At 69.2% G+C, this 18,507-nt stretch carries 17 protein-coding genes and 1 tRNA gene; 12 read left to right on the top strand and 6 right to left on the bottom strand.

Going from position 1 to position 18,507, the window contains the following annotated elements; genetic code table 11:
• Positions 1 to 16 precede the first annotated feature (16 nt).
• The 5 genes from AC5JCN_RS15335 to AC5JCN_RS15315 all read left to right on the top strand — a co-directional run bounded on the left by AC5JCN_RS15335 (position 17) and on the right by AC5JCN_RS15315 (position 2,748).
• Positions 17 to 646: a hypothetical protein gene (locus AC5JCN_RS15335; protein WP_495755948.1), complete on the top strand. Its 630-nt coding sequence runs from the start codon at positions 17 to 19 to the stop codon at positions 644 to 646.
• A 67-nt stretch (positions 647 to 713) separates the two neighbouring features.
• A tRNA-Thr gene (locus AC5JCN_RS15330) sits at positions 714 to 789 on the top strand.
• A 260-nt stretch (positions 790 to 1,049) separates the two neighbouring features.
• A complete protein-coding gene (locus tag AC5JCN_RS15325; protein WP_495755947.1) occupies positions 1,050 to 1,346 on the top strand; it encodes a hypothetical protein in 297 nt (98 codons plus the stop codon).
• 1,007 nt (positions 1,347 to 2,353) lie between these two features.
• Positions 2,354 to 2,509 carry a hypothetical protein gene (locus tag AC5JCN_RS15320; protein WP_495755946.1) on the top strand — a complete coding sequence of 52 codons (156 nt, stop codon included), beginning with the start codon at positions 2,354 to 2,356 and terminating at the stop codon, positions 2,507 to 2,509.
• Positions 2,506 to 2,748 (top strand): hypothetical protein, encoded by a 243-nt coding sequence (locus tag AC5JCN_RS15315; RefSeq protein WP_495755945.1) that lies wholly within the window; start codon positions 2,506 to 2,508, stop codon positions 2,746 to 2,748. Before AC5JCN_RS15320 ends, AC5JCN_RS15315 begins: the two co-directional genes overlap by 4 nt.
• Before the next feature lie 49 nt (positions 2,749 to 2,797).
• Here the strand turns inward: AC5JCN_RS15315 and AC5JCN_RS15310 are convergent, their stop codons facing one another.
• A complete protein-coding gene (locus AC5JCN_RS15310) occupies positions 2,798 to 6,184 on the bottom strand; it encodes an amino acid adenylation domain-containing protein (RefSeq protein ID WP_495755944.1) in 3,387 nt (1,128 codons plus the stop codon).
• A 399-nt stretch (positions 6,185 to 6,583) separates the two neighbouring features.
• Here AC5JCN_RS15310 and AC5JCN_RS15305 point away from each other — a divergent pair, with 399 nt between their 5' ends.
• Together AC5JCN_RS15305 and AC5JCN_RS15300 are read left to right on the top strand one after the other, a co-directional pair.
• Entirely contained in the window at positions 6,584 to 6,736 is a 153-nt protein-coding gene (locus AC5JCN_RS15305; RefSeq protein ID WP_495755943.1) for a hypothetical protein, read from the top strand.
• Between the two features lie 113 nt (positions 6,737 to 6,849).
• Positions 6,850 to 7,287, top strand: coding sequence for an EamA family transporter (locus tag AC5JCN_RS15300; protein ID WP_495755942.1), 438 nt, complete (start codon positions 6,850 to 6,852; stop codon positions 7,285 to 7,287).
• Positions 7,288 to 7,305: 18 nt separating this feature from the next.
• On the opposite strand, the gene AC5JCN_RS15295 is transcribed toward AC5JCN_RS15300, so the two are convergent.
• From AC5JCN_RS15295 to hemC, 4 genes are all read right to left on the bottom strand, one after another.
• The gene (locus AC5JCN_RS15295) at positions 7,306 to 9,225 is read right to left on the bottom strand and encodes a heme biosynthesis protein HemY (RefSeq protein ID WP_495755941.1); all 1,920 of its coding nucleotides are present in this window, start codon (positions 9,223 to 9,225) and stop codon (positions 7,306 to 7,308) included.
• Entirely contained in the window at positions 9,222 to 10,586 is a 1,365-nt protein-coding gene (locus tag AC5JCN_RS15290) for a COG4223 family protein (RefSeq protein ID WP_495755940.1), read from the bottom strand. The genes AC5JCN_RS15295 and AC5JCN_RS15290 overlap by 4 nt, the downstream gene beginning before the upstream one ends.
• Positions 10,587 to 10,685: 99 nt before the next feature.
• The gene (locus AC5JCN_RS15285) at positions 10,686 to 11,393 is read right to left on the bottom strand and encodes a uroporphyrinogen-III synthase (RefSeq protein WP_495755939.1); all 708 of its coding nucleotides are present in this window, start codon (positions 11,391 to 11,393) and stop codon (positions 10,686 to 10,688) included.
• A gap of 6 nt (positions 11,394 to 11,399) precedes the next feature.
• Positions 11,400 to 12,359 carry a hydroxymethylbilane synthase gene (gene hemC / locus AC5JCN_RS15280; protein ID WP_495755938.1) on the bottom strand — a complete coding sequence of 320 codons (960 nt, stop codon included), beginning with the start codon at positions 12,357 to 12,359 and terminating at the stop codon, positions 11,400 to 11,402.
• 73 nt (positions 12,360 to 12,432) lie between these two features.
• Here hemC and tsaD point away from each other — a divergent pair, with 73 nt between their 5' ends.
• Both tsaD and AC5JCN_RS15270 read left to right on the top strand, forming a co-directional pair.
• Entirely contained in the window at positions 12,433 to 13,521 is a 1,089-nt protein-coding gene (gene tsaD / locus AC5JCN_RS15275; RefSeq protein WP_495755937.1) for a tRNA (adenosine(37)-N6)-threonylcarbamoyltransferase complex transferase subunit TsaD, read from the top strand.
• The gene (locus tag AC5JCN_RS15270; protein WP_495755936.1) at positions 13,521 to 14,510 is read left to right on the top strand and encodes an NAD(P)H-dependent glycerol-3-phosphate dehydrogenase; all 990 of its coding nucleotides are present in this window, start codon (positions 13,521 to 13,523) and stop codon (positions 14,508 to 14,510) included. Before tsaD ends, AC5JCN_RS15270 begins: the two co-directional genes overlap by 1 nt.
• Before the next feature lie 85 nt (positions 14,511 to 14,595).
• On the opposite strand, the gene AC5JCN_RS15265 is transcribed toward AC5JCN_RS15270, so the two are convergent.
• Positions 14,596 to 15,006: a DUF6496 domain-containing protein gene (locus AC5JCN_RS15265; protein WP_495755935.1), complete on the bottom strand. Its 411-nt coding sequence runs from the start codon at positions 15,004 to 15,006 to the stop codon at positions 14,596 to 14,598.
• 123 nt (positions 15,007 to 15,129) lie between these two features.
• Between AC5JCN_RS15265 and AC5JCN_RS15260 the strand changes: the two genes are divergently transcribed.
• The 3 genes from AC5JCN_RS15260 to acs all read left to right on the top strand — a co-directional run bounded on the left by AC5JCN_RS15260 (position 15,130) and on the right by acs (position 18,481).
• On the top strand, positions 15,130 to 15,546 hold the full coding sequence (locus AC5JCN_RS15260; RefSeq protein WP_495755934.1) for an EVE domain-containing protein: 417 nt from the start codon (positions 15,130 to 15,132) through the stop codon (positions 15,544 to 15,546).
• A gap of 60 nt (positions 15,547 to 15,606) precedes the next feature.
• Positions 15,607 to 16,305 (top strand): class I SAM-dependent methyltransferase, encoded by a 699-nt coding sequence (locus AC5JCN_RS15255; protein WP_495755933.1) that lies wholly within the window; start codon positions 15,607 to 15,609, stop codon positions 16,303 to 16,305.
• 232 nt (positions 16,306 to 16,537) lie between these two features.
• A complete protein-coding gene (gene acs, locus AC5JCN_RS15250; RefSeq protein ID WP_495755932.1) occupies positions 16,538 to 18,481 on the top strand; it encodes an acetate--CoA ligase in 1,944 nt (647 codons plus the stop codon).
• Positions 18,482 to 18,507: the final 26 nt, after the last annotated feature.

Raw genomic sequence — 18,507 nt, 5'->3', positions numbered from 1 at the left:
CCGCGGGAGAAGTCTCATGAGCAACATGAATCGGCTGAACGAGACGCTGCTGTCCGGGTCCCTCGTAAGGCTCTTCGGCCGCAAGCTGACGGACCTCGTGATCAACGTCGCCGCCTATGACGGCTACACCGATATCGACCTGGGGAAGGACGGCGGCGGTGCCCCCAATCCCTACTGGAACGCGCAGGCCGACAAGTTTCGCCGCGATCCCGCCCTCGGCAAGCTCGACGAGAAGAAGGCCAAGCCGGAGCGGCCGGCGCTGGCGCGCATCTACGGCTTCAGCTTCGAGGGCAACTACTTCAAGCTCGCCGCCCCCGCGATCTTCCTCGTCCATGGCGACGGCTTCGAGGTCACGGCGGGGCAAGATCCGATCCAGCTCGGCATCTCCGGAGTCGAGTTCAAAAGCCAGGTGTTCGCGTCCGGCGTCACCATGTGGGCCTATGACAAGAGCGACCACTCGATCCGCCTCGAGAGCTTCTCGGGCAGCCTGTCGGACATCCTTCTCGACCCCGAAATGAGCGCCGGCGCCAACCTGACCGGCCGCGCCGAAATGACGGGAAGGGCAGAACTCACCGGCCGCGCCGAACTCACCGGGCGCGCGGAACTCACCGGCCGCGCCGAGCTGATCAGCCGCGGCCGGCGCTGAGCCAACGCATGCGCGGCCTCGTCCGCGCTTGCCAACGCTGAAAGATGCCGCTATTGACCACGCCGTCGCCGCAATAGCTCAGCTGGTAGAGCACCTCATTCGTAATGAGGGGGTCGGGGGTTCGAATCCCTCTTGCGGCACCATTAACTCGGCCTGAACCAGCCACGAAATCCTGCTGATCACGCGCTGTGGCCTGCGCCATCGCCCTTTATCCGCCGTGAACACGTCGGTTGTGGATTACAGCCGGTCCACTGCGGGGCAGGAAGAACGCGGGCCATGCGTCACAGCTTCGTGAGCACGCGGGCCAACAAGGGCTTCGTTCACGCTTGCGGGGCCATGGTGTGGCTTGGCGCGCCGTGTCCCGGCGCCGCCTCATCCCGACGGGCTTGCTCGGAGCCGCCGCATGTCGCTCACCATCGTCAATGGCTACGCGTGCCGCGACTGCGCCGACATCGCCAAGGCGAAGCGTGGCGAGAACCCGCATCCGGGTCCTGCGGACGCGGCAGGGGGAAGCGGCAAGGTGGCCAAGCCGGGCGATGTCAAGCCGGGCGAAACCAAGCCGGGCGATGTCAATCGGGGCGGCGTGAACGCAAGCAACCAGGATGACGCGGTGTCGTTCGGCGGCTCGCTCGCCGGCCTGCGCGGTGACGCATCGCCGAAAGCGACACCGGTGGGTCGCGCGGTCGACCTGCTGGCCTGACCAGGCCGCCAGAACGGGCCAACGCCCCCCGCGACGTCTGCGGCAGCGATCGCCCGGGTGAACCGGGTCGCGTTGCACTGGACGCCAACACACAGGGTCGAACGCCGATGAACTCCGCCGCGGGGAGGGCTGAGCCTGAGAGAGGCTGCTCAGTGGCCCGTCGCCCGCATCACCATCCAGGCCAGTCCTGCCCATAAAACGGCAGAACTCAACGCGCCGAGTACGACAGTCTTGACCATGGCTGCTCTCCGAATCAGCACGTCAACGATGAGCAGACAGGAGTGGTTGCGGCTCCGATACAGGTAAAATGCGGACGCCGACTTGGAATCTGAGATATATTCGAAAGCGGAGCTGCCTGGGTCGTTCCAGCCGGAGCGAACTTATTCGCCTGCGGCATCAGCACGTCAAAGGGACGTCCGGCGGGCCATGCTGGCAGATGTGCGAAGTTCCCGGCCTGAGCCAGCCAACCGGCAGACGGATTGAACCAACGCGACGAGCAGTTCGTTGTCCGTCGAAATGGAGGCTCATATGCGGACGTTGATACTCTCCCTCGCGGCTGTGGCGGCACTCGCGGGTGCATCACAAGCTCAGGCGGCAGGCTGCGCGTCCGGCGCTGTCGTCGGTGGTCTGGCCGGTCACGTGGTGGGCCACGGCGTGCTTGGGGCCGCAGCAGGATGCGCTGTGGGGCACCATGAGGCCAAGAAAGCAAAGCAGCAGAAGATGCAGACGAACGACCGCGGGGCGCCGTCTCAGGGGCAGACACAAGCCGAGTGAGCGGCTGCCGGCTTTCGGAGGTCAGCTCTCATGACGAGGGTTGAGGCGCCGAGACGTTCCCGCAGGCCGGCCTGGATCCGAAGTGGCACCGGCTCCCGGCCAATGTCGTGGCGATAGCCCCGAGAACTGGCCGGCGAGGATCGGGTTCGTTGCAGCTTGGCAGTTCTTCCGAACGAATGCCCGACGCAACCCGAATCCCGCTTTGCCGTTTTGAGGTCGACAGGGAGGCCGTGATGCGACCATTGCGCCTGGACGCACGGGACGAGCGGACGACCGCCACGGCCAAGGCCGTCGTGGAGCAGCAAAGCCGGGAGCGCGACGAACGGACAGCCAGGCTGAGGGCTCTCCGGCTCGCGCGCGACACGTCCGGCAAGGCGTCCAGAACATGAGCACGCCCGACGAGGTCGCCCTCTCGGCAGCGGTTCAGGCCGTGATGAACGAGGGCTACGACCAGGACGAAGCACAGATCATCGCCAGGGCTGCCGTGAGCGCCTACCAGAGCAAGATGCTGGAGATGATGGACGCCGACGCCGGGGAGGCCGACGTCGCCGGCAGGCCGGCCGTGCCGCCCAACGCTGCCCGTGCCTGGTCGAGCGAGAGCGACGACGACATCGAGGCGGATGGCTAGCCGGGACTGAATGCAATGCGAGCAGCGTGCTCAGCCCGGCATGTTTGGGTTACTTGGCGCTCTCCCGGATCTCAGGCGCGGCGCGCTGAGAATGCGGACGGGATTGCGGGCTCCCCGCCCGGCCGAGCAGGTCCTGCGCCACGCCGATGACCCTGGCGCTCACCACGTCCCAGACGAACTTTCCGCATATGCCGGCCGTTACGGCGAGCAGGAGCTGGAGCGGCCACCAGGCGGGAAGGCCGAGCCGGGGCATGATGTGGTTGATGACTGAGAAGTTGACGATATAGATGAAGAGCGTTGCCGATGCGATGACGATCATCGGCCTGACGAGCAAACGCGGCATCGGCAGCCGCTCGGTCCAGACGAGGACGAGAGTACACACCAGAAAGAACAGGTCGACATATGCAAGTCCTCGTGACAGGACTGGATATTCCACCAGCACGGTCGCGAAGACTGCAATCAAGATCAGTGTGACCACCAACTTGCGCTCGCGGGTCGTGGCGGAGGCGGCCACGAGACCGAGGGCGAGCAGCCAACCCCATTTGAAGGGCGCGACGCTGCTTTCACCAACCTGGCCGTCCCACAACCCGAATCCGACTTGGACCATTGCGATCAGCACGAAGACGCCGAGCAGGGCGAGGTCGCGCCCGAACGTGTCCGCAGGCGGCGCATGTGACACGCCTTCCCGTTGCCGGACGGCGTGGACCGCCTTTTCGAACAGGGCGAGGACGAGCAGGTTCGCTGCAAGAACGTCGAGGAACCAGAACGTGTAGTGAGGCGCGGCAGGGTTCTGGAAGACGGTGCCGAGCAGGACGAGATCCGGAAGCCACCAGGAGTGGAACACCACGCTGCGCAGGGCCTGCCACAAGCCCGCGGGTATCCCGAACTCGAGGATCATGCGGATGACCGGCTTGATGCTGCCGGTGGCCTGGATCCTCGGCCGCAGGAAACGGCCGAAGTTCATGCCGGAGATCACGAACAGCACGGAGGTCGCCGCGATGTAGCGGAACGCCTCGGTGTGGCTGACCACCACCAGCATGATCGCGAGGACGCGGAAGACCACCGTGGTATCGACAGGCGCCCAGAACGGCGGTTCCGGTTTCGCGTCCGCCGGGTCCCCCAGAAGCTCGCCGAGTTCCCTGAGCGGGCGCCGCTCCCACTGCTTGGGCAGGTAGCCCAGCATCCCGGAAACCGAAGACGAGGCGACGATGTAGGACAGCGAATTGCCACCCAGCGCGATGAACGAGTGGTCGAGACTGTCGATCCGCATGTTCAGCGTTGTTTCGAGCCGCCGGACCAGGGCCCGCATGCGCGGATCCGCCCCGTCTAGGCCGGCGCCACTCTCCCCGCCGCCATCGCTGGGGAAGTCCATCGCGGCGATCGCCTTGCGGTCGAGCTTGCCGTTGGGCAGGTAGGGAAGGGCATCGAGGACGACGAAGCGGCCTGGGATCATGGCGGGGTGGAGCCGCTGCGCGAGCCCGGTCCGCACCTCCGCAATGACGGCGCCGGTGTCCTGCGAGCCATTCAGGACCAGCAGGGCCACCAGGGCCTTGTCGCCCTGCCCGTCCGGCCTTACGGCAATCGCAGCGTCCTTCACGGCCGGATGCTTCAGGATCTCGCCTTCGATCTCGTTCGGCTCGATGCGGACGCCGTTGATCTTAACCTGCGTATCGATCCTGCCGAAGATCTCCACCTTCCCGTCAGGGCGGAGCCGCCCGAGGTCCCCGGTGAAGTAGAGGAGGTCCTCCGGATCGTCGCGGAACGGGTTGGGGACGAAGACCTGCCGGGTCAGCTCCGGCGCGTTGACGTAGCCGTGCGACCGGTACGGCGTCCGGATGACGATCTCACCCGTCTCCCACAACCCGCACAGGCTGGCACGGTCGCGCATGATCGCGACGTCGACGCCCGGCTGGGGCCGGCCCACTGGCTGGACGCCCGGCTCGATCGTGTCGACGACATTGGCGAGCTTGGCGAGCGTCGTCTCCGTCGGGCCGTAGAGGTTCACGATGGACGTGTTGGGGCCCGCGAGGGCCTTCACGCGCTGCAGCAGCGCATCGGTCAGCGGCTCGCCGGCGAAGAACAGGTAGCGGAGCGCTCCAAGGGTGTGCCCGGTCCGCCCGGTGCGGGAGGCCTGCAGCCAGGCCTTCATGAGCGACGGCACGCAGTGCATGCTGCTGATGCGTTTCTCTTCCAGCCAGTCGAGCATCGCATCGGCGTCGAGGATGCGCTCACGGGCCGGGATGTGCAGGCAGGCTCCGCTGGTCAGCGGAAACAGGATGTCCCGGAGAACGACGTCGAAGGACAGGGCCGTGATCTGCGAGGCATTGTCGCCCGGTCCGAGCGGGAAGGACCGGCGTTGCCACTCGAGGAAGTGCGCCAGCCCCAGCTGGGTGCCCAGAACGCCTTTCGGGGTGCCGGTGCTGCCGCTGGTGAAGAAGATGTAGGCGTCAAGTTCCAGCAGCCGCTCGGCCTCGAGCGGCTGGTCGACATGGCCGGAGGGGATCGTGGAGGGATCAGGCCAGGCGGCCACCCGGATGACTTCGCCGCCGGTGGAAACGCTCCCGTCCAGATCGACCTCGATCCGCTTCGTCGCCCCGCTGATCCGCTGGATCAGGTCCCGGCGCTCGCCCGGCAAGGCTGGGTCGAGTGTGACCACCACCCCGCCGGCTGCCAGGATCGCGAGCAGGGCGGCTATCGTGCCGAAGCAGCTCGGGCCGGCAATCGCGACCACTTCACCGGGTCGCAGGCCCGCCTCGTGCAGCTGGCGCGACAGCGCCATGGCGGCGCCGGCAAGCTGTCCATAGGTGTACTGCCTGCCTTCGCTGCTGATGGCGGGCGCCGAGGGCTGCCGTGCCGCCACCGTCATGAACGTTACCGCGGCAGGCTCGTGATACCGGGTCGGAATGGGACGCGACAGATCGGGCAGCATCGCCCGTGCTGTCGGCCCGATGAGCTCGACCTTGTCGCAGACGGTTTCGGGTTGCTGCGTGAGCGCCCGGAGGGCCGCCTCCATCTTCTCCAGGAAGTCTGTCGCGGTCGTTGCCGCGACCTGCCTGTCACCAATGTCCAGAACGAGCTTCAGACGATCTCCTGCCGCGCTGTAGTCGAGAACGAGGCCATCCCGATCGCCTCCCTTTCCCTCGGCACGGAGCAGCAGATCGGGGCGATCGGTGTCGGGATCATCGACGGCGCGGAGTGCCGAGTACGCCTGGGACAGCTTCGCGCCGGCCTCGAAGTCCGCCGAGAAGACCTGTTCGCGTCCCATGGCGTTGACGGCGCGAACCCGGACGGTCGAGCGGCCGAGCTGTCGGGAGATCACGAACAGCGCCGCAAACGCTATGGCACGCTCGACGTCCGCCGAATCGGTGTGGAGCCGACAGGCAAAGTCATGCTCGAACTTTGCGGCGGTCCTGTAGGACTTCAGGGACCGGTCCAACGGAAACGTGGAACTCCCGTATGTCCTGCTGCGGGCGGTGCCCGCGCTGCGGGCCGTAGTCCTGGGCGGCAACACGTCCATTTCAGCCATTGCTGTCCGGCCTTTATGATCGATGTCGTCCAGCCAGGATCCCCGACAAGACTTTATAATGCGAAGCGACAAGTGTCTTGAGTTGAAGGAATGGCACTGAATAGTTGTACATAGGCTTAACTTCAATGAGCCGCCGATGCGTCTCGACGCCGCGCCCCCACGCCTGCCCGAGCCACCGCCAGGTTGTCGAATAAGGCAGCAGCGCCTCAGCCAGACCCTGCAATCGCCATGGGGGTGCCAAGCCTTGGCCATTGCGCACCCTCAGCCTGTGTTCACGGACCTGAAACAGACACGGGAGGACGACGCACCATGATTTTGGCCGCCACCTTCGCCTATCTTCTGGTTCTGGCGTTCACCGTTGCCGCCTTCATCCTCGCCGGTCAGGCCGACGAGATGGCCCGCGCCCAGCGGAGCGGGTTGCGCACCGCCGGCCGCAAGCCCGCCGCATCCACTGCGGCGTGAACGGGCCGGGCGGGAACACAGGAAACGCCGCGACCTCACCCGCTTGATCCCGCGCTCCCATCGGGCCACGCTTGCGTGGCTCTCCCGCCTTCGCGGGGATCAGGTACGGCGGCATGGAAAAGCTTTTGGAGTCGTGGGCGTTCTGGGCCGTCCTGTCGGCGGCGTTCGCGGCACTGACCGCCATCTTCGCCAAGGTGGGCGTCACGGCGGTCAATTCCGACTATGCCACCTTCGTTCGTACGGCCGTGATCCTGCTGGTGACGGCGGCCCTCGTATCGGCGACGGGGCAATGGCAGGCACCGGCCAGCGTGCCGGCGCGCAGCTGGGTGTTCCTCGTCCTCTCCGGCCTCGCGACGGGGGCCTCGTGGCTCTGCTATTTCCGCGCGCTCAAGCTCGGCGATGCCGCCCGGGTCGCGCCTGTCGACAAGCTCAGCGTCGTGCTGGTCGCGATCCTGGGTGTCGCGGTGCTGGGCGAAAGGCTCTCGCCCGTGCACTGGACCGGTGTCGTCCTCATCGCCGCCGGCGCCGCGATGATGACCATCGCAGGCTGACCGGCAGCGGCCGTCCCTTTACTGCAGAAAGCGCGACCGGTTGCCGCCCGGGCCGTCGAAGCCCTCCGGGCCCGGGTCGTCTGGCGGAACCGGCATGGGGAAAACGACGGGCGTCGGTGCACCGGGGCGCCTCGGCGCGGGAAGGGGCAGCGCCGTGGCCTCGCGCGGCTTCTCAACCGGCTCTCCGTCCGGGCGTGTCTCATGGACCTTCGCGTCGCCAGTCTTTCCATCACCCGGCGCCGTCTCGTGCAGTCCGGGGCTGTGCGGAACAATGGCTGGCTCGGCGATGTCCTGCGTCGCCTTCCCCGGCTGTGCCGCTGCCGCGTGCTCTTCGATCACTGCGGCCGGCTCCGCACGGGCCTGCACCGCGGGCACGGCGCGAGCTTCCTCGACCGAGGGAGGCTGGGGTGCGGCAGCCGGGACCGGTGCTTCGGGAGCCACCACCTCCGGCAATGCGGCAGGACGGGCCACGACCTCGGGCTCCGCCACTGGCCGCGGTAGCTCCGCCGGGACCTGGGGCACCGGCTCCGCCACGACCTCGATGGCGGCTGCGCGGGGCTCGTCGACATCGGCGAGCACGGCATCGTGAGCCGGCACGCCGAGCCGGGCGCGGTCGCCGGGCCGGTAGGCGTTGTCTGGCGCGAGGGCATCGGGACCGCTGAGACGCTCGACGGGCGTGCCCCAGGCGAAGGCATCCAGCCGGCCGCTCACGGGGGAGACGGGAGCCCAGCGCTCCGAGATCACGCCGTCGGCAATCCAGGCGGGGTCGCGCGGGGCACGGGCGGCGCGGCCCAGCCATTCGCGCACGGCGCCGTCGTCGAGGCCCTCGGCATGGGCGATGTCGGCCATCAACAGGCAGACGCGGACGCTCGGGCGCTCGTTCAGGAGAGGGGCGAGCACGGCGCGGGCGCGGGCGAAGTCCCGCCCGTCGACGGCGGCACCGGCCGCGGCGATGCGCGCTTCCTCGTGATGCTGCGAGATGGCGAGAAGCCGGTCGGCGCGGGCCATGCGGTCGCGAGCCGAATCACCCGGGCGGACGGCCAGGTAGGCGGTGGCGAGTTCGGGATGAGGCTGCACCTTCCAGGCGGCCTCCAGCGTCTTCGCCGCCTTGCGCAGGTCGCCGCGCCTGGCGAGGAGCCGTCCGGCAAGCGTTGCCGCCGGCACCAGATCCGGTGCGAGCTTCACCGCCTCCTGGGCGCGGGCAAGGGCGGCGTCGGCCTGCTTCTCGGCACGCGACAGGCCGTCCGCGGTGAGGAGCACGGCGCGCCTGCGGCGGTACTCCGCCTTGTCCATGCCCTTTGCGGCACGGTCCAGCGTCGCCAGGGCGCCGGTCCAGTCTTCGTCGGCGCACTGGTACTCGAGCAGCGCTTCCCCGGCCCAGCTGACCGATGGCGCGATCCGTGCCGCCTCGGACGCGTAGGCCCGCGCCGCCGCGGCGTCGCCCTTGCGCCGTGCCTCGACGAAGAGGCCGCGCAATCCGAGCACCTTGGTCTCCGGCTCGTCGAGCATCTGGCGGAAGGCGCCCTCGGCGGAGCCGCGGTCACCGGCCATCTGCGCCGCCTGCGCCTTCAGCAGCAAGGCGAGCGGCTCGTTGCCGAGCAGCTTGCCGGCATCGTCGGCATGGCGCTTGGCGGTGCGCGGGTCGCCCGCGCCCACAGCGATCATGCCGCGCGAGATCGCCGCGAAGCCCTTGGCACGGCGCCTCGCCCGGGCGGCAAACCCGATCGACTGGGGCAGACGGAGGACGGTGCGGATCAGCCACCATGCGAGCATCAGGGCGATGCACGCGGCAGCGACGGCGACGACGCCGGTCCACAGCGACATCTCGACTGTATCGCCGCCCAGCGTCAGAACGATGCCGCCGGGCTGGTCCGCCAGCCAGGCGCCGAAGAAGGCGAGCGCGACCAGGACGGCGAGGAAAACGAGGATCCGGATCATTGCGCGGCGCCTCCGGGCGCGCTGGTCACGGCGAGGAGCCTGTCCACCGCCTGGGAAAGAAGCACGTCAACGGCCTGCTGGGCCGCTAGCCGGGTCCGGATCTGCGCGACAAAGGCCGCCGCCTCGGACCGCTGGGGCTCGGGCAGTCCCTCGAGCGTCTGCGCCGCGGCCGCGAACTGGCCCAGGCCCAGCTGGTGCTGGGCCCGCGCCGCGATGGACGCGGGATCGTCGCCCGCCACGTCGCCACTGCGCCTGACCTTGAAGATGCGTGCCAGCCCGTTCTGGACCCGCTCGGACAGGGTCGCCCCGGACGAGACGGGCTGCGACTGGGACAGCTTTTCCTTGATAGGCGCGAAGCTCGCCGCCATTGCCGTGCCCGAGGGCGCGCCGGTGCGGGCGAACGGGTCGAGGGCCGAGAGAACATCCTGCTCGACGCCGGCCTGCTTCAGCGCCGAGAGTTCGCGCTCATAGCCGCGGCCTGACGAGAGCGCATCACGAACCAGCATGGCGACGGAGAGCACGGCACTCTCCCGCGCGCCGACGACCGGGGCGGGAGGCGGCGGCGGAGGGGCAGGGGCGACGGGCGCCGGTTCGGCGGAGGCCTCGCCGGACGGCGCGGGAGCAGGCCGGGACTCGATCTCGCCGACACGGCGCTCGACGTCGCCCAGCCGGGTGCCCAGGCCCGCCACCTCTGCCGGCGGCACGGCAGGGCGCTTGGCCAGCGCGTCGACCTGGCCGCCCAGCGCCTTGAGGCCCTGGTCGACGGCCGCGACACGGCCGTCGAGAGCCTGCACGGACGTGGCCGGTGCCAGTCCGCCCATCTGCGTTTCAACCGCGGCGAACCGGCCGCCGATGTCGGGGCCGAACAGCCACAACCCGGCTGCCACGATCAGCGCTCCCAGCAGACCCCCGCCGACGGCGGAAGCGATCAGCGCCGGCGCGCCCGGGCCGCGGGTGCGGACGGGGGGTGGGGGCGAAGGCTTGGGCGTGAAAGGCGGCACGCTGCTGGGTGCCGGCTCGGGTGGCTCCGGCGGAAGGGTGTCGGCAGGCGAGGGTGCCTCGGCCACGGCTTCGGCAGCGCTCTCGCTGACCGTAGCGGCCGACACCGTCGCTTCGGCCCCGGATATTCCTGCCAAGTGGTCCTGCGTGGCGTCGACGGCTTGCGGCATCTCCGTCCCTGCGGCCGGTGGCGGCACCTGGACGACGTCGGGTTCGACGCCCTGCTCCGCCGGGGAATGATCCGCCGGCGCGCCGGCGTTCGTCTCCCCGATGGTGCGTGCTGTGAGGTCGATGGTGGCTGGCTCGCGCTTGCGGCGGGGGCGTGGCTCCGGCCTTGCCCTGGTGTCGTCGTCGCCCGTCATGAAACCCGTCCGGTTGCGCCCCGCGGCGGGGCGGCGTCTCGCATTTCCACCCGTTCTGGCTGTAGCACGGGCTTTACCGCGCCGACAGTCCGGGCATCCTCATCCCTTCTGCCCGACGAGGTCGAGCAGAACCGGCTCGCGGGGTGAACCGGCAATGCCGACCCACCGGGCGCCCGCCGCGTGAAGCGGCGCGGCGACATCGGCCGACAGGCACAGATGCCGCATTGCAACAACGGCATCTTCAAGGCCGGCGGAACGCGCGAGCGCCACGAATCGCTCCGTCGTTCCGCGGGAATAGTGCAGGGCACACACGTCGCGCGTGTCCTGTAGCACGGCACGCGCCTCATCCGGCAGCGTCGTGACAGGCTCGACCGCGTAGGTTTCGGCGACAATCACGAAGAGGCCGGCGCTGCCCAGCGCCGCCTCGAGGAGCGGCTTGCGGACGCGTCCCGCTGCGTAGAGGACACTGCCTCCCGGCGGAAGCCGGGCTGCCATCAGCGTTGCCAGGGCCTCTCCGTCACCCGGCCCGGTTTCGACTGCCGCGAACCCTGCTGCCCGGGCCGCCGCGGCGGATCGCTCGCCGACCGCGAAAACCGGCACCGTTATGGCTCCATCCGGCAGGGGAAGGAGGCCGGGCAGCGCATGCGCGCTGGTCACGGCCAGCGCGCCAGGCAGTGGATCCGGCCACGCCGTGCGGAGCGTCGTCACGCTGCCCAGGGGAGCGACGATGGGGTCATGACCCATGGCGCGCAGCCGCTCCGCCGTTGCCCCGGCGTCCTCCGCGGCGCGGGTCAGGAGGACGCGCATGGCGCTTCAGTGGGCGAGGATGTCGGAGGGGGCGCGGGACAGGATCTCGCGCCCGGCTTCGGCTCCCAGCGAAGCAGCCGCCGCCGCCGCACCGGTGCGCGAAGCCTCGAAGCTTTCGGTCCCGTCCGCCCGCAGCACGAGCCCGCGAAAGCGCACATGGTCGCCGTCGACGAGTGCGTGGCCGGCGATCGGCGTACGGCAGGAGCCGTCGAGGACCGTGAGGAAGGCCCGCTCGGCGGCGAGCGCCACGCCGGTGGCGGCGTCCGAGATTGCAGCGACATGCCGCTGGCCCTTGTCGTCGCCCTCCCGGGCCGTGATGGCGATGGCGCCCTGGCCGACCGCGGGCGGGAAGCTGTCCACGTCCAGCAGCGACGACGCGCGGTGCGCGAAACCGAGCCGCTTGAGGCCTGCCAGGGCCAGCAGGGTGCCGTCGAGCTCGCCCGCTTCGACGCGCCGCAGCCGCGTCTCGACATTGCCGCGCAGCAGCGTGGTGGTGACGTCGGGCCGCAGGCGGCGGATCAGTGCCTGGCGGCGCAGGCTCGCCGTCCCGACGACCGCACCCTGCGGCAGCTCGACAATCGTCTTTGCCTTGGCGCCGATGAAGGCGTCCCGCACGTCCTCGCGCTGCAGGTAGCCCGCTACGACGATGCCGTCGGGGAAGAGAGTGGGCAGGTCCTTGGCCGAGTGCACGGCGATGTCGATGTCGCCGGCCAGCTGCGCCGCGTCGATCTCCTTGGTGAAGAGGCCCTTGCCTCCGGATTCCGACAGTGCGCGGTCCTGGATCATGTCGCCGGACGTCTTGATGACGACGATGGCGACGGCCTCGTCCGGCCAGCCATGGGCCGCCAGCAGGCGCGCCTTGACTTCGTTGGCTTGCCACAGCGCCAGCGGGCTGCCGCGCGTCCCGATCCTCACCTCGATGCGTCCCGCCCCGGCCACTGTTCCGCCCCCGTTCTGGCCCGCCATTGGTTTCCTTTGCGGGCGGCGCGGACTATAGGGGGTCGCGGCGCGAGGCGGAAGGCGCTGGCTGGGAGACGAGATGCGCGTCCTCGGAATCGAAACTACCTGCGACGAGACCGCCGTGGCCGTGGTCTCGGCGGAAGGGGCCGCCGGCGGCGGCCAGATCCTGTCCAACGAAGTTCTGAGCCAGATCGCCGAGCACGCCGCCTATGGGGGTGTGGTGCCGGAAATCGCGGCACGAGCCCATGTCGAGGTGCTCGACACGCTGGTGGCGCGGGCGATCGAGGTGTCCGGCGTGCCCCTCGACAAGCTCGACGGCATCGCCGCGGCGGCCGGGCCGGGGCTCATCGGCGGCGTCATCGTGGGTCTGACGACGGCCAAGGCGCTGGCCATGGTCACCGGCAAGCCGCTGGTGGCCGTGAACCATCTCGAGGCGCACGCCCTGACGGCACGGCTCACCGACGCTCTCGCCTTCCCCTACCTTCTGCTGCTCGCCTCGGGCGGCCACACGCAGCTCGTCGCGGTCCGCGACGTCGGCGACTACGTCCGGCTGGGGACGACGATGGACGACGCCATCGGCGAGGCCTTCGACAAGACGGCGAAGCTTCTCGGCCTGCCCTATCCCGGCGGCCCGCAGGTCGAAAAGGAAGCGCTGAAGGGCGATCCCGACCGCTTCACGCTCCCTCGCCCGATGATGCACCGGCCCTCGGCGGATTTCTCGCTCTCCGGCCTCAAGACCGCCGTGCGCCTGGAAGCCGAGAAGGTGGCGCCGCTGTCGCAGCGCGATGTCGCCGACCTCTGTGCCGGGTTCCAGGCCGCCGTCGTCGACGTGGTGGTCGATCGCACCCGCGTCGGCCTGCAGCGCTTCCGCGATCTCGCCGGCCACCCCACGGCTCTCGTCGTGTCCGGCGGTGTCGCCGCCAACCAGGCGATCCGCCGCGCGCTTCAGCGCCTCGCGGCCGAAGCGGGGTTGCGCATGGTGGCGCCGGCGCCCGAGCTTTGCACCGACAACGGCGCCATGATCGCATGGGCCGGCATCGAGCGGCTGCGCCGGGGCCTCACCGATCCGCTCGACGTCGCCCCGCGCGCCCGCTGGCCTCTCGAGAGCCGACCGGCGGAGACGGCTGCGCCCGCGGCGGAGCCGTCGGTGGCACCGGCCGCGCCGTGATGTTCGACCCCCTCGCCGTCGTCGGAGCCGGCGCCTGGGGCACCGCGCTCGCCAACGCGGCGGCACGGGCAGGGCGGCGCGTGATCCTGTGGGGCCGCGACCCCGCGCAGGCCGAGGTGATGCGGGCCGCCCGGGAGAACCTCGCCCACCTGCCCGGCATCCGCCTCGCCGACACGGTCGAGCCTACCGCTGCTCTCTCCGACCTCGCGCCGGTCAGGGCCGTGCTGCTGGCCGTTCCGGCGCAGGCGGTGCGCGGCGTGGCGGAAGCGCTCGTCCTGGTGCTGAAGCAGGGACTGCCGGTCGTCGTCTGTGCCAAGGGGATCGAGCGCGGGACCGGCCAGTTCATGACCGAGATCGTGGCCGACGTCGTGCGCGGCGCCATGCCCGCAGTGCTCTCCGGCCCCAGCTTCGCGCATGACGTCGCGAGCGGCCTGCCCACCGCCGTCGTGCTGGCCGCTCCGGTGGAGCCCATTGCCGAGGCCTTGGCGGCGGCGCTCAGCTCGCCCTCGTTCCGCATCTACCACTCTGCCGACATGCGGGGCGTCGAGATCGGCGGCGCGGCGAAGAACGTGCTCGCCATCGCGGCCGGCATCGTCGAGGGGCGGGGGCTCGGGGAGAGCGCCCGGGCCGCGCTGACGGCCCGCGGCTTCGCCGAGCTGGGACGCTTCGCCAAGGCCTATGGCGGCCGGCCGGAGACGCTGATGGGGCTGTCCGGCCTCGGCGACCTCATCCTGACCTGCGGGTCGGAGAAGTCCCGCAACTTCGCGTTCGGCGTCGACCTCGGGCGCGGGATGGCCGTGGCCGAGGCCGGTCGCGGCAAGCTGGCCGAGGGGGTCTTCACGGCAAGGGCCCTCGTCGAGATGGCGCGCGCGCGCGGCGTCGACATGCCGCTGGCGGAGGCCGTCGACGCGGTGCTGTCCGGCGAAACGACGGTGGACCGGGCGGCCGAAGCATTGCTCAGCCGCCCGCTCAAGGCGGAGCACGACTAGGCTTTGCGCACGGAGCGCGCGTCTTCAGACGCGCATCTGCGGAAGGAGCGAGAGCGGGTCTGGAGACCCGCGCTCCGGTGCTCTCCTAGTGCGCCAGGGCGCGCTCGAGCTGCGCGCGGTTCATCTTCGAGCGTCCGGGAATGTCGCGCTTCCGGGCTTCCGCATAGAGATCGGCCTTGCTGCCATTACCCTTGGTGGTCTGGTTCGGCTTGCCGCCATGGGCGCCCTTCTCCAGCGTGCGGTCCTGGGCGCGCTTGCCTTCCTTCTCGGCCTCGGCGGTCTTGCCGGCCTTCTCCTTGGCCTTCGTCTTCGCCTGCCGCTCCTTGTTCTCCTGCGGCGACTGGCGGTTGGAGCTGCCGGCCTCGCTCAGGGCGATGGCGATCGCCTGCTTGGGGTTTTTTACCTTGCCGCCCTGGCTCTCGAGCTCGCCTTCCTTGAATTCGTGCATCACGCGCTCGACGGTGGCCTTCTGCGAAGGGCTCTGTTTGCTCGCCATGGTGGTTCTCCGGTGTCTGCTGCGCGGCACGAACGCGGCTTTGGCGGTGGAGTTCCGCTCCGCGGGCCTTGAGCGGGGGCTGGGCCGCCCTATGCTCCGCCGGTCCAACGCAGCGGAGCGTCCATGGCCCACTGGCTCTACAAGTCCGAACCCCACAAATGGTCCTGGGAGCACCAGGTCGCGGCCGGGGAGAAAGGCACGCTCTGGGACGGCGTTCGCAACCACTCGGCCAAGCTCAACCTGATGGCCATGAAGACGGGCGACCGCGGCTTTTTCTACCACTCCAACGAGGGCAAGGAGATCGTCGGCATCGTCGAGGTGATCCGAGAGGCCTACCCCGATCCGGCCGCCGGACCGGGCGAGCCGTGGGTCGTCGTCGACCTCAAGGCCGTCGAGAAGCTGCCCAAACCCGTGACGCTGGCGCAGGTGAAGGCCGAGCCGAAGCTGGCCAAGATGTCGCTCGTCACCTCCATGCGGCTCTCGGTGCAGCCTGTGACGGACGAGGAGTGGCACACGGTGTGCCGGATGGGCGGGATGTGATGCATCCGGCCCGGCGCTCGCGCGGCCCGCAGACGAGATGAGATCGACGGGGTGGTGACCATGGGCCGGCCTGCACGCTATCGCGACGCCTTCTTCGCCCCGAGACGCCACCGCTGCGACAAGTGGGACAATTACTTCGAGATCTACGACCACGTGTTCGGGCAGCTCTACGGCCGCGACATCTCCTATCTCGAAATCGGAGTGCAGAATGGCGGGTCTCTCGAGATCGCCCGGCTGCTGTTCGGAGCCGGCTCGCGCATCGCCGGATTGGATATCGACGAGAGGGTCGGGGCCCTCGCCGGCACGGGCATCGCGGACGCCATTTACATCGGATCCCAGACCGACGCGGGGCTGCTGGAGCGGGCGTTGGCCGAGAACCCGCCCTTCGACATCGTCATCGATGACGCGTCGCACCAGCAGCACGACATGATCGTGACGTTTCTGATGCTTTTTCCCCGCCTCAAGGAGGGCGCGATCTACCTGATCGAGGACACGTCGACCGTGCACTCCGACCAGCACGCCAAGTCCTTCTACGGCCTCGACGTCTACGACTATTTCAAGGGCCTCGCTGGCCGCCTGAATCTCGACTACCTCCGCTTCTCCGAGATCGGCGGGCGCTTCACCGTGCTCCTCGCCCAAAGGGCCCCTCGCTCGATGCCCGACGACATTTGCCGGCACATCTTCTCGATCACCTTCTTCGAAGGCGTGATCGCCGTGGTGAAGCGGACCAAGGCCGAGCCGTTGCGGCACATGGGATAGGCCGGCGGCATCCTGCGATGGTCTGCGCATGGCGAGGATCGCCAGGCAAGGGTTTCTCCGTCCAAAGTTTCAGCGACCAAAGTGCGACGGCGGACGGCTGGACGCTCCCGGGTGCGGTCGCATAATAAGGCGACGAACGGTCCGCCTTTTCCGCGCCCAGGCGCGGACCCCCAACGACGGACCGCCGCTATACCGCAGTGCCGCCCGAGCGGCCGCGTCCAGGGAGGTCGACATGTCGGACAAGCTGTACCCTGTATCTGCCGACTGGGCGAAGCGGGCCTGGATCGACGACGCGAAGTACAGGGAGATGTACGACGCCTCGGTGAAGGATCCCGATGCCTTCTGGGGCGAGCACGGCAAGCGGATCGACTGGATCCAGCCCTACACGAAGGTCAGGAACACCAGCTACGCGCCGGGCGCGGTCTCGATCAAATGGTTCGAGGACGGCGTCACGAACGTCGCCCTGAACTGCGTCGACCGGCACCTCGCCACGCGCGGCGACCAGGTCGCGATCATCTGGGAAGGCGACGATCCCGGCGACTCCAAGACGATCACCTACCGCCAGCTCCATGCCGAGGTCTGCCGCTTCGCCAACGTGCTGAAGGCACGCGGCGTCAAGAAGGGCGACCGCGTCACGATCTACCTGCCCATGATCCCCGAGGCCGCCTACGCCATGCTGGCCTGCGCGCGGATCGGCGCGGTCCATTCCATCGTCTTCGGCGGCTTCTCGCCCGACAGCCTGGCCAGCCGTATCGAGGATGCCGGCTCGTCCGTGGTGATCACCGCCGACGAGGGCCTGCGCGGCGGCCGCAAGGTGCCGCTCAAGGCCAATGTCGATGCCGCCGCGGACAAGGTGTCGGTCGACACGATCCTCGTCGTCCGCCGCACCGGCGGGGCCGTGGCCATGACGCCCGGCCGCGACGTCTACTACGAGGAGATCGCCGCCACCGTGGCCGCCGATTGCCCCGTGGAGCCCGTGAACGCGGAGGACCCGCTCTTCCTGCTGTACACGTCGGGTTCGACCGGCAAGCCGAAGGGCGTCCTGCACACGACGGGCGGCTATCTCGTCTATGCCGCCATCACGCACCAGTACGTGTTCGATTATCATGACGGCGACGTCTACTGGTGCACGGCGGATGTGGGCTGGGTGACCGGCCACAGCTACATCGTCTACGGTCCACTCGCCAATGGCGCGACGACGCTGATGTTCGAGGGCGTGCCGACCTACCCGTCGATCTCCCGCTTCTGGGAGGTGATCGACAAGCACAAGGTCAACATCTTCTACACCGCCCCCACCGCCATCCGCTCGCTGATGGGCGCCGGCGAGGCGCCGGTCACGAAGACGTCGCGCGCCTCGCTGCGCCTGCTGGGTTCGGTGGGCGAGCCGATCAATCCGGAAGCCTGGGAGTGGTACTATCGCGTCGTCGGCGACAGCCGCTGCCCGATCGTCGACACGTGGTGGCAGACCGAGACCGGCGGCATCCTTATCTCGCCCCTGCCCGGCGCCACTCCGCTGAAGCCGGGCTCGGCCACGCGGCCCTTCTTCGGCGTGCAGCCGCAGGTGGTCGACGCCGAAGGCAAGGTCCAGGAGGGCGCCTGCGAGGGCAACCTCGTGATTGCCGAAAGCTGGCCTGGCCAGATGCGCACGGTCTATGGCGACCACCAGCGTTTCATGGAGACCTACTTCTCCACGTACCCCAACAAGTATTTCACCGGCGACGGCTGCCGCCGTGACGCGGACGGCTTCTACTGGATCACCGGGCGCGTGGACGACGTGATCAACGTCTCCGGCCACCGCATGGGCACGGCCGAGGTGGAGAGCGCGCTGGTCGCGCACCCCAAGGTCTCCGAAGCGGCCGTCGTCGGCTATCCGCACGACATCAAGGGTCAGGGCATCTACGCCTACGTCACCCTGATGGAGGGCATCACGCCGACGGAGGACCTGCGCAAGGAGCTCGTCGTCTGGGTGCGCAAGGAAATCGGCCCGATCGCCTCGCCCGACCTCATCCAGTTCGCGCCAGGCCTGCCCAAGACCCGCTCCGGCAAGATCATGCGCCGCATCCTGCGCAAGATCGCCGAGGACGAGTTCGGCAGTCTCGGCGACACGTCGACCCTCGCCGATCCCGGCGTGGTCAACGACCTCATCGACAACCGGCAGAACCGCCGGGCGTCCTGATCGGGAGTGCGCGTCTTCGGACGCGC

The organism is Alsobacter sp. (assembly GCF_059501845.1).
Note: the sequence above shows the minus strand (reverse complement) of the source record. Positions and strands in the feature narration are given on the sequence as shown.

What these genes read in the sequence shown, in the direction of transcription:
- AC5JCN_RS15325 (WP_495755947.1), top strand. Translation starts at nt 1,050, where the DNA reads ATGTCGCTCACCATCGTCAATGGCTACGCGTGCCGCGACTGCGCCGAC.
- AC5JCN_RS15335 (WP_495755948.1), top strand. Translation starts at nt 17, where the DNA reads ATGAGCAACATGAATCGGCTGAACGAGACGCTGCTGTCCGGGTCCCTC.
- AC5JCN_RS15255 (WP_495755933.1), top strand. Translation starts at nt 15,607, where the DNA reads ATGGGCCGGCCTGCACGCTATCGCGACGCCTTCTTCGCCCCGAGACGC.
- AC5JCN_RS15260 (WP_495755934.1), top strand. Translation starts at nt 15,130, where the DNA reads ATGGCCCACTGGCTCTACAAGTCCGAACCCCACAAATGGTCCTGGGAG.
- AC5JCN_RS15270 (WP_495755936.1), top strand. Translation starts at nt 13,521, where the DNA reads ATGTTCGACCCCCTCGCCGTCGTCGGAGCCGGCGCCTGGGGCACCGCG.
- tsaD (WP_495755937.1), top strand. Translation starts at nt 12,433, where the DNA reads ATGCGCGTCCTCGGAATCGAAACTACCTGCGACGAGACCGCCGTGGCC.
- hemC (WP_495755938.1), bottom strand. Translation starts at nt 12,359, where the DNA reads ATGGCGGGCCAGAACGGGGGCGGAACAGTGGCCGGGGCGGGACGCATC.
- AC5JCN_RS15305 (WP_495755943.1), top strand. Translation starts at nt 6,584, where the DNA reads ATGATTTTGGCCGCCACCTTCGCCTATCTTCTGGTTCTGGCGTTCACC.
- AC5JCN_RS15295 (WP_495755941.1), bottom strand. Translation starts at nt 9,225, where the DNA reads ATGATCCGGATCCTCGTTTTCCTCGCCGTCCTGGTCGCGCTCGCCTTC.
- acs (WP_495755932.1), top strand. Translation starts at nt 16,538, where the DNA reads ATGTCGGACAAGCTGTACCCTGTATCTGCCGACTGGGCGAAGCGGGCC.
- AC5JCN_RS15285 (WP_495755939.1), bottom strand. Translation starts at nt 11,393, where the DNA reads ATGCGCGTCCTCCTGACCCGCGCCGCGGAGGACGCCGGGGCAACGGCG.
- AC5JCN_RS15315 (WP_495755945.1), top strand. Translation starts at nt 2,506, where the DNA reads ATGAGCACGCCCGACGAGGTCGCCCTCTCGGCAGCGGTTCAGGCCGTG.
- AC5JCN_RS15300 (WP_495755942.1), top strand. Translation starts at nt 6,850, where the DNA reads ATGGAAAAGCTTTTGGAGTCGTGGGCGTTCTGGGCCGTCCTGTCGGCG.
- AC5JCN_RS15320 (WP_495755946.1), top strand. Translation starts at nt 2,354, where the DNA reads ATGCGACCATTGCGCCTGGACGCACGGGACGAGCGGACGACCGCCACG.
- AC5JCN_RS15290 (WP_495755940.1), bottom strand. Translation starts at nt 10,586, where the DNA reads ATGACGGGCGACGACGACACCAGGGCAAGGCCGGAGCCACGCCCCCGC.
- AC5JCN_RS15265 (WP_495755935.1), bottom strand. Translation starts at nt 15,006, where the DNA reads ATGGCGAGCAAACAGAGCCCTTCGCAGAAGGCCACCGTCGAGCGCGTG.